Origin of the sequence: Bartonella sp. AC158YNML, assembly GCF_042196725.1 — a bacterium.
Taxonomy (GTDB): Bacteria; Pseudomonadota; Alphaproteobacteria; order Rhizobiales; family Rhizobiaceae; genus Bartonella.
The window spans coordinates 69,510-84,107 of sequence record NZ_JBHIQU010000009.1 but is presented as its reverse complement, the minus strand read 5'-3'; the positions used below and the strand labels follow the sequence as shown (position 1 = coordinate 84,107).

Sequence of the window (14,598 nt, the reverse complement as noted above, 5' to 3'; positions counted from 1 at the left end):
TATCGCTAGCGACAGAATTTTTAAATTGACTGTACATTGTACACATAACACATTGATAAATAACGAATTTAATGTGTACTCATATACACACTGTACAATAGTGGATTATTTTTTAGAAAAAAGTTTTTTATCACTTGATAAGACAGTATTGTTATATTTATTGTCGAATCGGGTGCCTAGAAAACACCTTGCAATACCAAGCGGATTAGTTGCCGAAATAACTAGTCTTCTAAATATTAAAGATTTTGACTCATTATATGTGGTGGCATATAAAAGTCTTGTCGGGTGTGGTTATGCTATACAATACCCTTTATGGGAAAGGCGTAACGACGGGCTAGTTGCCGTGTTTTCTAGCGCCCGGCATCCTCTTCGGATGTCAATAGAAAGCCTTAACATCTAGGAGTTCACTATGAACACTCTTATTAAAATTACAGAACAAACGATTGATCAAGAGACTTGTTCAAGCAGTAAATGCACGTGAGTTGCATACGTTTTTGAAGGTAACATCTCGTTTTAACGATTGGATTATTAATCGTATTAAAGAATATGATTTCCTAGAAAATAAGGACTTTGTGAGTTTTACTAAAAATTTAGTAAAACCTAAAAGTGGTCGTTCAAGTACAGAATATCATATCACTCTAGACATGGCGAAAAAGCTTTCAATGGTTGAACGTAACGAGAAAGGACGTCAAGCACTCCGTTATTTTATTGAATGTGAAGAGAAACTAAAAAGCCAATCTGTTGATTATTGTGATGATATACGTTTTCCCAAAAGATTGGGATAAAATGTCTCCAACTAAAAAGGCTGTTTACATTTATGGTCCACTTCATATGCATCTTGTTAAAGCCTTCAGGTTGGTAGAAGAGAGCAAACATTATAAAGCTTTAATTAAAGAAGCAAAACAAGTCTTAGAAAGATCTGTCGTAAAAGCTGCTTAGACTTAAAACACATCTCCCCTCCCCGTTCTCAAAAATGGGGAGGTGGTTGGTTTAGCTGCCACTTGCTTTTTTTAAGACTTCACCCATATGTGTTCGCCAGTCTTTTCCTTGTTTTTTAAAAGAAGCAATAACGTTTGGGTCAAGGCGTAGAGTAACCGCTTGTTTAGGAGATTCAACGGGTGGACGCCCACGTTTACGGCGCTCTTCTGTTACATACTTAAAAAAGGAGGCTGGTAAAACGTCTTTAGCTGGCTTTAAGCGTGCAAGTTCTTCATCTGTTAGTGGTGGGGAATCCACAGCGTCCCAATCTTCTTTTGTGTAGCCACATCCTGTTTCAAAGGTTTTTTTGATAGTCATTGAAAACCTCTCTTTCTTTTTTATTCGCTTGACGAAAGCTGATAATGGACTATTGCTTCATTGCCAAGCTTTGCAAAAACAATAACTGTTGTGCCATCCGCAAAATGTCCAATAGCCTTCATGCGGTTCGAACGGGTTGCATCAATAAAAGCATGTTCCCAGTCAAAGTAAATAACATCAGCAAAATCAAGCTTATGTTTAACAATGTTTAAAGCTCTTTTTGGTTCATCCCACACTATCTTCATATATTTTATGTACACGAAAAATAAAACCTTGTCAATAATTAAAGTGTACAATAATTCGTATAAACCATTAAAAATGGAGCAACTATGACCAAGAAAACTCGTGAAGGGCTATCACTTCGTGCGTTTGCAAAAAAGATGCGTGTTTCTCCTAATGCAGTGGTTTCTCGATTTAAGACAGGGAAATTTGATAAGGCTCTTGTATTGCCATAACGATAGATAAAATCTTGTAACTTCTTGGTCGAATTACTCCATCTCCCAAAATACTCATAAATCGCTACTCCGATCTCTACGAGCCTGTCTTTAGCTTGTGGGTGGTATGTAAAATAAAGGGGTTCATGCTCATTATCAGCTAACTGAACCGCATTACGCGCTGCTTCATCTGGTGTGTTAAAAATACCATTATAGAACATACGCCTGTTGCCATCAGAGCCAGCTTGTAAATACTGCTCATCTTCAGCATTTAAAAAGTGATACAGAGTGATATATTCTCCATCGCTGTCTTTTATATACTCTCCATTTTCATCGGTTAAATAGAGTACTTTGCCATTTTCATCATGCAAAACCTTACCTACAGGATGCTCCTTAACATTTGCGACTTCGCGTATTTTGTCCCAGTATCCCAATCCTTCATCCGATAAATCATTGATCATGTCTAAGCGATTATGCACGGCTCCCTCAAGCGGTGCGACATTGAGCTGTCCTACTGCTTGGTGGGCTGCTGCGGTGTTGCGGTTGAGAGAGCCAATGATTTGTCCAGCATCTTGCCCCATCGCCCTCTGTCCAGTTATATCAGTAAGAATGATACTCCCATCACTGATAGCAGATTTGGTTTCCCCTTCTGCTCCATCCTTGGCTTTGCCGTGATTTAAAACATTCTTGGCAATGTTTTTTATCGTGTCATTCCCAGAAAGGCTAAACCCATGGCTGCTGGCTTGAGCATGCGCACTGTTGCTGATATCACTGGTGGTAATGCTTCCTGTGGTCAGGCTGTTTTTATCTGCTGGCGCGGTGCTGGCAATGATTCCTCCGGTCAGCGTTGTTTTGTCTTTAACAATGATATTAAAGCCGCCATCACCCGCTTTGATGCCTGATTGTTCCACAACACTATGATAATCACTAGAGGATTTATCCTTGTTCAAGGAAATATTGGTTGTGGCTGTACCATCCTTTTCTCGGCTATTATAACCAATGGAAACAGAGTTTTGCTTGCTGGAGCTTTGTCCCTTATCACTGTGGCTGACAACGGTAAAATCACCCCCTACTTCCATTTCTACACGCTCTCCAGAAACCACGGCGCCTGCCAATGTGGTGTTTGCCCCACTCGTTGTGTGAACTGTGCCGGTGCCAATAATATGGCTGTTCTTCTGGTGAACCTCCTCACTGGAACCCTTGCCTTTACCAAAAGAAGCATTCCCCATCCACCCTGTACCACCGGTACCATAACTATACCCAACATTCATCGAAGCGCTTTGCGTGTGGTTTTCTGTGCTTTGCGTATTTTGCGCACTTTCAAAGATGATATCTTCACCTGCTCCCATGGTGATATTCCCGCTCTGTTCATCATTGCTTTGCATCGGGTTTGTACCGGCAATAATATCGGCTCCAACACCATGAATGCTGCCTTATTTAAAGTACCACCCGCTTGAATAAAGAAGGGCACTATTTTGACTCCCTTCATCATTCATGCTTTTTGTCCAACGACCTTTTTAACGATGGGGAGGACGCTTTGGTGATCGCTTTTGTAAAGCTTTTTGCTTTTGCTGACGTTTTCTTTCATCCTCAAAATGCGTTAGTAAAGCGCGTTCCTGTTTCGTTTTATTGGTCACACCAAAGGTGTCATTGTCCATAAACTGCTGATATCCTGCTATCATTAAATTGCTTAAGAATGAGCCACTTTTTGGAGGTTGTGTAAAATAGATCCCTTTTGAATCTTGCAATTTATACCGGAAACCTGCTTTTTTCATGCATTCATAAACTGAGGCAAATTCACTCGCATACGAATTCATATCGTCAGGAGAAGCATAAACCGGTTTCCAACCACATTTTGACAAGGATTGTTGGATCATCGCTTTATCGGCACCTGGTTTTTCCCATAATGCTAAAGTTGATGGAGGAGGTTGGTTAATACATCCAGCTGTAGTTAAGAGAGCTATGCAGCTCAATAGTTTTAAGATTTTTTTCATTTTCCCCTCTTTCAATGGATTTATTTACAATAAAAAGGCTCTAAAGCCTGTTGATATTTTATCTCCGTTTTTCAAGACAGTTCTGAACTGAGTTGAGATGGTAAATTGAGAAAACAATCCCGCCATTCCAAGTAAAGGCAAGGATGGCAGATTGTTGATCATCACAAGAAAGACTTAAGGCTGGCATTTGCGACTATTTTTATATTTTTTACAAAACGGGCTGTTCAAGCGCTTCTTGACACTGCGCTGTGGTATGACAGCGCCAGGACGACAAATGGGCAAGTTTTCAGCTTTATGATTTCCACACCAGCCTCCCCCCACATCATATTTATAGCGAAATCCCGCTTGGAGCATGCAAGCATCAATTGTTGCATTTGCATTATAGCTGAGCTTTCTACTTTCTGGATCCTTATCATAAGGGGTTGGCATACCGCATTCTAACAAGGCTTTTCCTATCTCCGTAAAATCTGCTCCTGGCTTTTCCCATGCCCCTATAGAAGATATGGGAGTTTTATTAAACTGACATCCGGTGATACTTAACAAAGTTACAGCACCTAATAGCTTTAGAGTTTGTTTCATTTTTTACTCCATTATTTAATTCAAGGTTTTTGTTCACGATGGGATGAGCCGTAAAGCATGCTGCACATACGCCCCACATCTCCAAGACAGGTATGGGAGCTTATGGGATTCATGATCACTCTCCACCATTCTTTCCACATGTTACTGCCAGCAGGTATTGTCTCGTAAGTATAGCCATTACCGCCAATAATTCTGCTGACAAAGTCATATCTATTCCCATCAAAACCAACAATGGTTTGTTTGCTATCACTCACATACCCTAACAGACCGGATGCAACTAAAACATTAAAGGCTGGTCCATAGAGATTGATAGTCGTGTTTTCGTTGGCTATACCGTGAACACCTTCTTGTTTGAAAGAATTCAGCATATTCCCCAATGTCATCGTCCCGCGACTATGCCCATAAAGTTCTAACCCTGTAAGACCATAGCTATACATCAAATCTTTTGCTTCTTGTGTTGAATTGGTCAGCCCCCAAAAGTTATTTTCCATAAACTTCTGATAGCCCGCGACTAGAAGTTCTGAAATGGCAGAATCGGCTTGAGGGAACACAACAAAATAAAGCGGTTCATTTTTATTCTCCGCATGTTGCTCTGCATAAACAGCAGCTTCATAGGGTGGTGTAAAGATGCCATTAAAGGACACATGCACTTTGCCATCAGAGCCTTCTTGCAAATGCTGCTTTTCTTCATCCGTTAAATAATGAAACTTAGGGATTTTTTGTCCACGAGCGTCTTCTATAGGCTCTCCATTTGCATCTATTTTATAGATTATATTACCCTTTTCATCACGGTCGACCACGGCGATGGGGTGCTCTTTGATAAACATGGTTTTATAGGAGTCATCGCTGTATTTAAACCCTTCTTCTAAGAGTTGAGTTGCCATTTCACGATTTTCATGGACGATTTGTTCCAGCTTGCCTGCATCGAGCTGTTGTACACCCTTATGGGCGCTGGCAGTATCACGATTAAGGGAGGCGATGGCTTGTTCCACATCTTGCCCTGTCAATGCCTTCTGCCCTGCTTCATCAGTAATGACGATAGTGCCATTGCTGATAGCAGATTTGGTATATCCTTCCTCTGAATCTTTAGCTTTTGAATGATCTAAGACATTTTTAGCAATGTTTTTCCCGACACCATATTTGCCCTGATACATCGGACCACCCGCAGAAATGCTTAAACCTTGGCTGCTAGCTTGAGCATGCGCACTGTTGCTGATATCACTGGTGGTAATGCTTCCTGTGGTCAGGCTGTTTTTATCTGCCGGCGCGGTGCTTTCAATAATACCTCCGGTCAGCGTTGTTTTATCTTTAACGTTGATCTTAAAACCACCATCACCCGCTTTGATGCCTGATTGCTCCACAACACTATGATAATCACTAGAGGATTTATCCTTGTTCAAGGAAATATTGGTTGTGGCTGTACCATCCTTTTCTCGGCTATTATAACCAATGGAAACAGAGTTTTGCTTGCTGGAGCTTTGTCCCTTATCACTGTGGCTGACAACGGTAAAATCACCCCCTACTTCCATTTCTACACGCTCTCCAGAAACCACGGCGCCTGCCAATGTGGTGTTTGCCCCACTCGTTGTGTGAACTGTGCCGGTGCCAATAATATGGCTGTTCTTCTGGTGAACCTCCTCACTGGAACCCTTGCCTTTACCAAAAGAAGCATTCCCCATCCACCCTGTACCACCGGTACCATAACTATACCCAACATTCATTGAAGCGCTTTGCGTGTGGTTTTCTGTGCTCTGCGTGTTTTGCGCACTTTCAAAGGTGATATCTTTACCTGCTCCCATGGTGATATTCCCGCTCTGTTTATCATTGCTTTGCATCGGGTTTGTACCGGCAATAATATCGGCTCCAACACCATGGATGCTACCTTTGTGGGCTTGCATATTAACAGCGCGTCCTGCTTCTATGCTATCTGTTACCGCTGTAGAGGTCTGAACAGAGGCTTCTGCCTTCTCTGTCTTAAAGCCCACGGTTACGCTAGCAGAAACATCAGCAATATCACGAATAGACTGTTTGTTTCCACCTTTCATCCCATTATAAAGACCTTTGCCTTTGCTATAGAGATCATAGCCTTTTAGACCAGCAATAAGACCATTGCCGATTTTGTGTTTTGTATCCCCATGACCAAAACGTTTGGCTGCATCCTTTACATCTTTTACTGTACCAAGAATGCCCACATTGACAGAGCCTGTCACACCAGCAAAAGACTTTTCATGCTTTTCTTTTGCGTTAGAGGTATCATAGCTTTCTGATAGTGTGATATTATTGCCGGCATCAATGTTGACATCACGATCCGCCGAAACAATGGCTGCTTGTAAATTCACATCATTGTCAGCAGTAATCTGCACATCTTGGCGTGCCGTGATGTGTGATTGTGTAGAAGTGGTTTCCCATTGATCGCCCGTATCTTTGGCGCTTGCAATTCCAACCCCCAAGGAAGCACCGCTGTTGCTCTTTTCAAACTGAAACCCAAAGCCTTCCCGTTCTTCCTTTGAGTTTGCCCTATGGCTATTATGACCAACAAGCACATTGACATCACGCGCTGCCGAAAGGTTAATATTCTCACCTGCAAGATCAGAGCCAACAATTGTCACATCTTTTTTCTTGGCAGTGATGGTGATATTGCCATCCGCATTGAGAGAAGAGCCTTGATGCTCAAAACTCTCTTCATTTTCTGTCTTTCCCTCACTCCCGTATATCGACACAAAGCCCTTGCCTGATCCCACACCAAAACCCGTTTCATGGGTCTCTGAATGGCTTTTATGGTGATCTGTCATGCCATCAATCGTCACATTTTCTGCTGTCACATTGATATCTTGACCGGAAAGCAGATGAGAAGCCGTGATTGTGGTCTCTTTATCTGATTGTGTGATAATGTTGCCCGTTGCCCCAAGGATAGAGGAGACCGTTGTGGTATGCGATTGAGATGTATCGGACGATTTCTCATGCAAAAAGCCACTTGATGACGATTGTGCTTGCTGATCCAAGTGTTCTTGGGCGCCTTTTATGACAATCTTTCCCCCAGAGTGAATGGTAATATCCGCTTGTTTCTGATCTCCTGGTGCTTTCTCTCCTGACGTTTCCTCTGCCTTACCGACTATGAGCGTCGAGGCTACAACTTCCGTGTTGTTTCCTGAGTCAATGGTAATGCCTTCACCCCCTGTTATGCTTGACCCCACAACTTGGCTCACATCCATCTTGTTATGCTCAGATTTGCTGCTACTAAACACCCCACCCTCTTTGTGATACGACATCTCATACTGTAAGCTATCCTCTGCATTATTGATCAGGACATCGTTGCTGGCTTTCAGCCCCACCTTGCCATCAGCCGCAATGGAACTACCTGTGATGCTAAGATCATGCGGTTTGCCATCCTGCCCTGCAACAACAGTGGTATCACCTCCCGATTTTATCGAAGAGCCAACGGCATGAGAGGCTTGCATATCCACTTTCGTGTTTTTGCCCTGAAGATGATACTCCATCTCATCGTTTCTTACCCCTATTGTTACCTCCCCTTGGGCGCCAAGAGCAACATTACCCTTGGCATCTATATCGGAAGCAGCAATATGGATATCTTTTCCAGAGAGAACAGTGGTCTCTTTTCCAGAACTTAAATGAGAGCCATTGTGCAAGGCAACATGAAAGGTTTGATCCCCGCGATGGCTATTGGCACTGTTGCGTGTGGCATCAATCGAAACATTCCTCTCAGCTTGTAAAGAAAGTTTATCCGTTGTTTGAACATCAGAGCCTAAGATATTCAAATCTTTTCCAGAAGAAAGCGTTGTTGAGCCTCCAGAGTTGACTTCTGATTTATGATGCATGGTGGCATCACCCTGTTCATCATGGTAATGGGTTTCTGCTGAACCGATCGTCAAGTTACCTTGTTCTGTAGCCATGGCAAGATCACCCCCGGTGGTGATCCCCACCCCTGAGGCTGTGATATCTTGTTTAGCAATCACCGTTGCATTACCACCAGCAGAAAGCGCCTCGGTGTTTAATACGGTCTCCACGCCGTCAACCGTTGTGCGCCCTGCATCCAAATGAATATTCTTCTCCGCAACTAAAACAGCATCCCCACCAGCAGCAAAATGCCCCCCTTGACTAAAGATATCCCCGCCATGCACATGCAATTGGTGATTTGCCGCAATCCGCCCTGAATTGGTTATCGTGGAATTGCTGGTATTCTGGCTGGTGATATTCACATCATCGCCCATGATCAAAGCTCCAGCAGAAACAAAGGAGGCTCTGTCTTTTTCGGGGATGTAAAGCACCGGAGCATAAACATCCATGCCCTTGACCTGTTGGCGCACATAAATCACCATCGGCGCTTCTAGGGACGCCAATTGTTCTTCACTCAAAGCCTCACCAAAAGGGAGATTGTGTGCTTTTGCATATTCTGCCCCGACATCCAGCAAAGTTTTGACTTGTTCAATGGCATCACTTCCAGGAATAAAGGAGCCTTTGCCCAATCCTTGACCCACAAGATCACGCATTTGTTTCTCAATCAGCTGCTTTTCGAAATAAGCATCGCCTAAGAAAAAAATCTCCCGATCAGGATTGTAGCCAATTCTGTTCAAATAATAGGCTGAGCCATAAAACTTGCCGACATCAAGGAATTCTGCCCGCGTTTCATAAATGAAATTCTGGTTGGGCAGCGTGCCACCAACCCCACCCGATTGGGGCTTTGGTAAAAGGAGCCCCTCAGACAGTTCTCCTGCATTATTGAGATCCACTTTTGGTGTAAAGAGAGCGCCAGCCCCGGTTAAACCACTTAAGGACTCCAGTGGATTGCCTTCAACTGCTTGTGCTTTAAAATGCGCATCCCCTGTAATCGAACCTTCCGCTGCCGTGTTATTGAGTTGATCAACCACCAGATTTAAAGTGCCACCCGCTTGGACAAGACCAGGAACACTCTCCAAAGCTTCTGAGCGGATATGACGAAATTTGCCACCGGCTATATCTAAAGAAACATCGCGGCTTCCATCAGCTTTATAGCCATAACAATAACCATTCTGCGTATTGGCATTACAACTCATAAAGGTTTTTTTATAAGCCGTTACACCCAGATTGGTCAGCACACCAGCGTGGATATCGGCATTTCCCCCCGCTTCTATAGTGCTATAATGGTTGTCAATGGTATCAGCATTAATGATGAGATTGCCACTAGATTGTATTACCCCCGAAACAGTTGGTTTATGCGAAAATGCTTGTGTTACAGTCTTTTCTGTCATATGTGACCAATTATTCCATTGATAGCGTTCTATATTACTGTTTGTCTTGTCATATTCCCAAGTAAATGCCTTATAGACTGTTCCATCGCTTGAAATTGCGGTGCCATAGGTTCCTTCTTTGTTATTCCAAAGTTGCCAATCAAACAGAAAGTCTCGGGGACCTTCAAACCCAAACTCTCTATCAGAAAGACTTCCACTACCCCAACGATCCCAGCCCATATCGTGATATAAATTCCGTTCATTGAGTAAATAATAACCCTCTGGTTTTTCGAATGAAATATCGCTATATTCGGTTTTTTCTGTGATGACAGGCGTGCTATCAGCTTCGTTTTTCAGGGTGTTGGTTTGGATATTTAAGTTTCCACCAGCTTGAATAAAGCCGGCTTTATTGACAAGCGAAAGGCTTTTTCCGCTGCCAGCCGCATTGGTAAAAGATAAATCACCTTCTGCCATTATGGTGCCAAAATCATTCAACAAAGCCCCATCAACTTGTAAAGCACCATTGCCCTTCACATAAATTAAGCCCGTTTTGTTGTTGGTCACATTGCCCGTCACGCTAAAGACTAAATCCTGCCCCGATGCCAATTGACCGCTATTTCCAAGCTCCCCCGTTTTGATCACGAAATCTCTGGCTGCTAAAACCAACGTTGTCTCATCAATCATAACGCTTGGGGCAACAAAAAGAATATCTCCAGTCCCACCGCCATCTCTTACGGCTTGTAGCCGCGCATTGTGAATATCAAGGGCATTGGTGCTGTTAAAATCTAAACCGCCATAAGTCAATTTACTGTCCGAGACATCAATATGATCTGCAATTAAATACAGCGTTTGCGGCGTGTAAATATGAGAACGATTATTGCTTAAATCGAGAGTGTTTGCCGTCAATCTCACATCCCCCTCAGCAGACAACACATTCTCAACACTGATCTCTCCTGATACCGATGTCAATGTTGCGTTGCCATAGCCAATGACCTGATCATAATAGATGTCGTTGCCTGCAAAAATTTCAATATTGCCACCACTGGCAATCTGACCAACCTTCACCCCTTCTTTTGCTGTAATCAAAAGAAAGCCCTTTTCATCTAAAACAAGATCCCCTGAACCGCCCGTAGAAACGACACCTGTCATCAGTGTGCCTGCATCAAGGCTGCCAACCTTTAAAACAGCTTCTTCACCCGTCATCAGCGAAGAAAAGTCAACCGCCCCACCCTCAATATTTGCCTTGCCATAGGCTAAAAGTTGCCCAAAATGAACGGGAGCATTTGTTGCTGGTTGTGCTTGAATGGCAACATTTTGATGCGACAGAATTGTTTGAGAAACAGATAGCCCGTTATGAGAAACCAGGGCGATATCTCCTGCCCCATAAACACTTTCAGCAACAATCGCACCTTGACTGCTCTGGAGATCAACATCCCCTTGGGTGCCAAGAACAATAACACCAGCAGCACCCGTTGCCGCCATATCAACCCCACCGGCTAAAAAATGGGCTTGTATATCACCACCGGCATGCGCCTTGAGATTCCCTTGCGCTAAAACAATCCCCTCAAGCTTCAAGTCTCCACCCGATTCAAGAGCCATATCAGCGCCTGACCCTAGCCCTGAAACTTGAAGTGTCTGGCGCGAAGACAGCTCCATATCGCCCCCAGAGGTTGCCTTACCGGCAATCGATAAAAGCCCATCCTGCGCCTCTATTTTCAAATGACCATCAGCACCAACCGTTTCTAACGTCACATCCTTATGGGCGGCAATATCAATATGCTTTTTCGAGGTGATGTGCTTTGCCAATACGCTCTGGCTTTTCGATTTGAGGACAACACCCCCATGACCAAAAACATTCTTCAACGAGATTTTCCCATCAGCAGAAAGATGCAACTGCCCCGCATTGGCGGCCATATCATGGCGCATGCTAACCCCAACACCTTTTTCGGTTGCCACAAGTTTAATCTGATCCGCTTGTAGAGCCCCCAAAGCAGAACCATCTATCGCATATTCCGGTTTACCGGTAATATCGGTCAGTTCTTTCATTTCCCGTGAAGCATAATCAAAGTGACCCGTCCCTGCTGTCACTCCAATTTCTCTTCCCGCAACAGCTCCTTCAAAATGCACTGTGCGTGAGACAATATCGACAATATCAACCGCCCCTTGACCAGAGAAAAAATTGGCTCCCTTGGCGCCAAAGGTGATATCCCCACCTCGCACCTCAAAGCCTTTCAAAAAACCACTCGCATCAATTTCGGGAACACCTGTGGTTAAGGTCGCATGGGGCGTATTGATAAAGCCACAACCATCACAGCTTATCCCATTGGGATTGGCTATAATCACATCGGCTGGGCTCCCAAAAACCTCTCCTGGACCATGAAGCGCACTGCGCTTGCTGCTGGTTACTTCATTTAAAATCACTTTCGCCGAACCCGTGAGGCGCAAATGCGGATTGCCCGGCATAATGCCCCCCAACTGCGATTGCCCAACTTCTTTTGCATGATTGTTCCAAATCACACCTGCATTGCCAATATTAAAATCGTAATATTTATTGTGTGATAAGCCCTTGCCATTGGGGGTAACAATATCAATCGAGGGAACCCCATTGGGCGCTGCCACTATATCTGGACGATGGGCGGCATTCGCGTTAGGATCCACAGTAATTTGCGCCTGTAACGCTGAAGATGCGAATAAACAAGAAAAACCAAGTCCCCCAAATAAAACCTTTTTGAGCATCGTACTGGAGACTAAAACACCTAATAAAGCTGCTCTTTCTGCTCTCTTCTCATATCTCATACGTTAACTCCCCAATAAAAAACGCTTAAAGTTCCATTGTTAATGTCATAAAAAATGTTCCTGATTTTTTGTGCTTAACTGTGCTCCAAAAAATACTGGAATAACTGGCATCAAGAGAGACCATGCCTCCCGCAAGTTTGACACCTGCTGTCCAACCGGCAAGCTGGTCACTCTTAATCCCATAAAAAGCTTGCGAAAACACACGCCCATAATCCAAACCAACATAAGGGCGAAGTTCACCAAAAACCTTTTTGAAGGTCGCGTGATTGCTCCACGGAATGGTGCGTAGCAACAAATCATTCCGGCTAAAAAAACCGTTATTGCCAAAAAGCAAACTCTCACGCGTGCCACGAACATTGGAAGCGCCCCCCAACGAAATCTGTTCAGCACCCAATAAATTATGTGGTGAATATTGACCACTCAAAAGATTGCTCAGTATAAAGTCCAAGCCCCCTACCTTAAAAGGCGTCATGACACTAAGCGTACCGGTAAATTTGGCAAATTGTGGCTCCGCATCCCCTGCCCCTGGCGCATGTTTCTTTACTGAATGAAACAAAGGGAGCCCTTGCAAATAACTCACATCAAAGGTCCAGGTCCCCCCCAACATCTGGCGCGAATGCGAAATCCCAAAATTGGCGACACTATATTGACGGCTGCCCACTTCAATCTTATTACCAAGGAGGTAATTGTTGGTTCTTTTATAAGAAAGACCCAAATTCAAAGTTGTAAGGGAAACACTATCACGGTAAAGAACCCTGCTTGTACTGGCGTGCAACTCACTGGAATCCCCCGTCGTCTCAATATCGGTAAAATTGCCAGGGATAATGCTTTGGTAATTATAAACAGTGCCATTCAATCCAAAGGTCCAATAACCATACGGAATACTCACACTCGCTGAAATGTTATTACTATGTCCTTCTTGCTTGCTCCCACCCCAATAATCGGGCTCACTGCGTTGATAGTTAAAATCCCACGCATCATTCATCCCTAAAATATTTTCTACCCTCAAGCCCGCACTATAACGCGCATAACCCGTGGAAGATTGTCCCATATTGTCATGAGAAACAGTAACCTTGAAAGTTTTATCGGGATGATTGTTAATATTGACAATGGTGCTCCCTTCTTCACGCCCTGGAAGAAGTTCGCTTTGAGCGTGCGCTGAACTCAAACGGTTGATCTGATCAAGCCCCTGTTCAATATCGCGCATGTTCAAAACATGACCTTGAAGCCCAGGAAAAGCACTCCATACAACATTATTATAACGAGATGCCGGTGAACCATTATAGTAAATCTCTGAGAGCTTGCCCTCAACGACAACAAATTTGAGCGTCTTGCTGTTTTTGATATCTTGATCAGGAATGTAAAAACGCGCCGTTACATAGCCTTGATCCAAATAAACTTTGGTTAACTTCTTGATTAAGAGCTGGATATCGACAAGACCGATACATCTTCCAACATAAGGCTCTGTTACGGCTGATATAGAGCGCTTTTTGACATGGTGCACTCCCTCAACAACAACAGCATGAATGGGAAAACATTGCTTCCCACTCAAAAGCATTTCTGGATTTTGCTCTGAAGGCGTCTTTATCCTTTTAGGCGTTAAAGACTGTAATTTCTCAATTCTTTCTAATTGCTGCTTTTCTGAATACCTACGAGAAAAATTATCTGTTGGGGAATGAAAAATAGCTGAAGAACGCGCATAAATATTTACACCTGTAAACAAGCAAAATAACACTAAAATGGCAAGAAAAATGCTTAAAAGAGAACTTTGGCGTAAAAATACAGAAAACAATACAGATTGCCCCCGCTTTGCACTATTCATGAAGCACTCTTTAAAAGAACTTCATGGAAGCTCTAATAAGTCAACTCAAAACAGCCACTGCCCTATGACGCTTTTAACAAAAGCACATGCCTCTGTGACCAAAAAGTGACACTAGAAAAACTACTTTATTTGACAAAAAAACGCTTTATTTTATGCTGAAGATCTCTCCCCCACATTTGTATAAAGAAGTTTCTAAACAAAACTGTTTAGCCCGTCAATGGTTAATACATCAATATCCCCAGTTTAATGCGACAATATATTTATCAATAATTAGAGATAAATTCACTCTCCAGCTCCTCTAAACCACTCAACACGCATATAAACGAGACATCATGCTATCAAGCACATCCTGTCGTCAAAAACAACAGCATAAAACAATAAAGAAATCTCTTTTGAAATCTTTAAGACAACCACGCAAAACTCTTTTTCCTGCCTTTGCTCGCCAAATTTGG

General features: G+C 43.3%; 5 protein-coding genes and 3 pseudogenes. 1 reads left to right on the top strand and 7 read right to left on the bottom strand.

The window, feature by feature from the left end; translation table 11 throughout:
- The first annotated feature begins 409 nt into the window (after positions 1 to 409).
- Positions 410 to 939 (top strand): annotated as a pseudogene (locus ACFIM1_RS06525) (antA/AntB antirepressor family protein).
- Between the two features lie 51 nt (positions 940 to 990).
- Here the strand turns inward: ACFIM1_RS06525 and ACFIM1_RS06520 are convergent.
- The 7 genes and pseudogenes from ACFIM1_RS06520 to ACFIM1_RS06490 all read right to left on the bottom strand — a co-directional run bounded on the left by ACFIM1_RS06520 (position 991) and on the right by ACFIM1_RS06490 (position 14,146).
- Entirely contained in the window at positions 991 to 1,296 is a 306-nt protein-coding gene (locus ACFIM1_RS06520) for a BrnA antitoxin family protein (RefSeq protein WP_375609487.1), read from the bottom strand.
- Positions 1,274 to 1,541 (bottom strand): annotated as a pseudogene (locus tag ACFIM1_RS06515) (BrnT family toxin). Before ACFIM1_RS06515 ends, ACFIM1_RS06520 begins: the two are co-directional and overlap by 23 nt.
- 188 nt (positions 1,542 to 1,729) lie before the next feature.
- Positions 1,730 to 3,163: pseudogene (locus ACFIM1_RS06510) on the bottom strand (hemagglutinin repeat-containing protein); the annotation flags it as partial.
- Between the two features lie 84 nt (positions 3,164 to 3,247).
- A complete protein-coding gene (locus tag ACFIM1_RS06505) occupies positions 3,248 to 3,724 on the bottom strand; it encodes a hypothetical protein (protein WP_375609488.1) in 477 nt (158 codons plus the stop codon).
- A gap of 174 nt (positions 3,725 to 3,898) precedes the next feature.
- Positions 3,899 to 4,303, bottom strand: coding sequence for a hypothetical protein (locus ACFIM1_RS06500; protein WP_375609489.1), 405 nt, complete (start codon positions 4,301 to 4,303; stop codon positions 3,899 to 3,901).
- Between the two features lie 20 nt (positions 4,304 to 4,323).
- On the bottom strand, positions 4,324 to 12,324 hold the full coding sequence (locus ACFIM1_RS06495; protein WP_375609490.1) for a hemagglutinin repeat-containing protein: 8,001 nt from the start codon (positions 12,322 to 12,324) through the stop codon (positions 4,324 to 4,326).
- Positions 12,325 to 12,349: 25 nt separating this feature from the next.
- The gene (locus tag ACFIM1_RS06490; RefSeq protein WP_375609491.1) at positions 12,350 to 14,146 is read right to left on the bottom strand and encodes a ShlB/FhaC/HecB family hemolysin secretion/activation protein; all 1,797 of its coding nucleotides are present in this window, start codon (positions 14,144 to 14,146) and stop codon (positions 12,350 to 12,352) included.
- Positions 14,147 to 14,598: the final 452 nt, after the last annotated feature.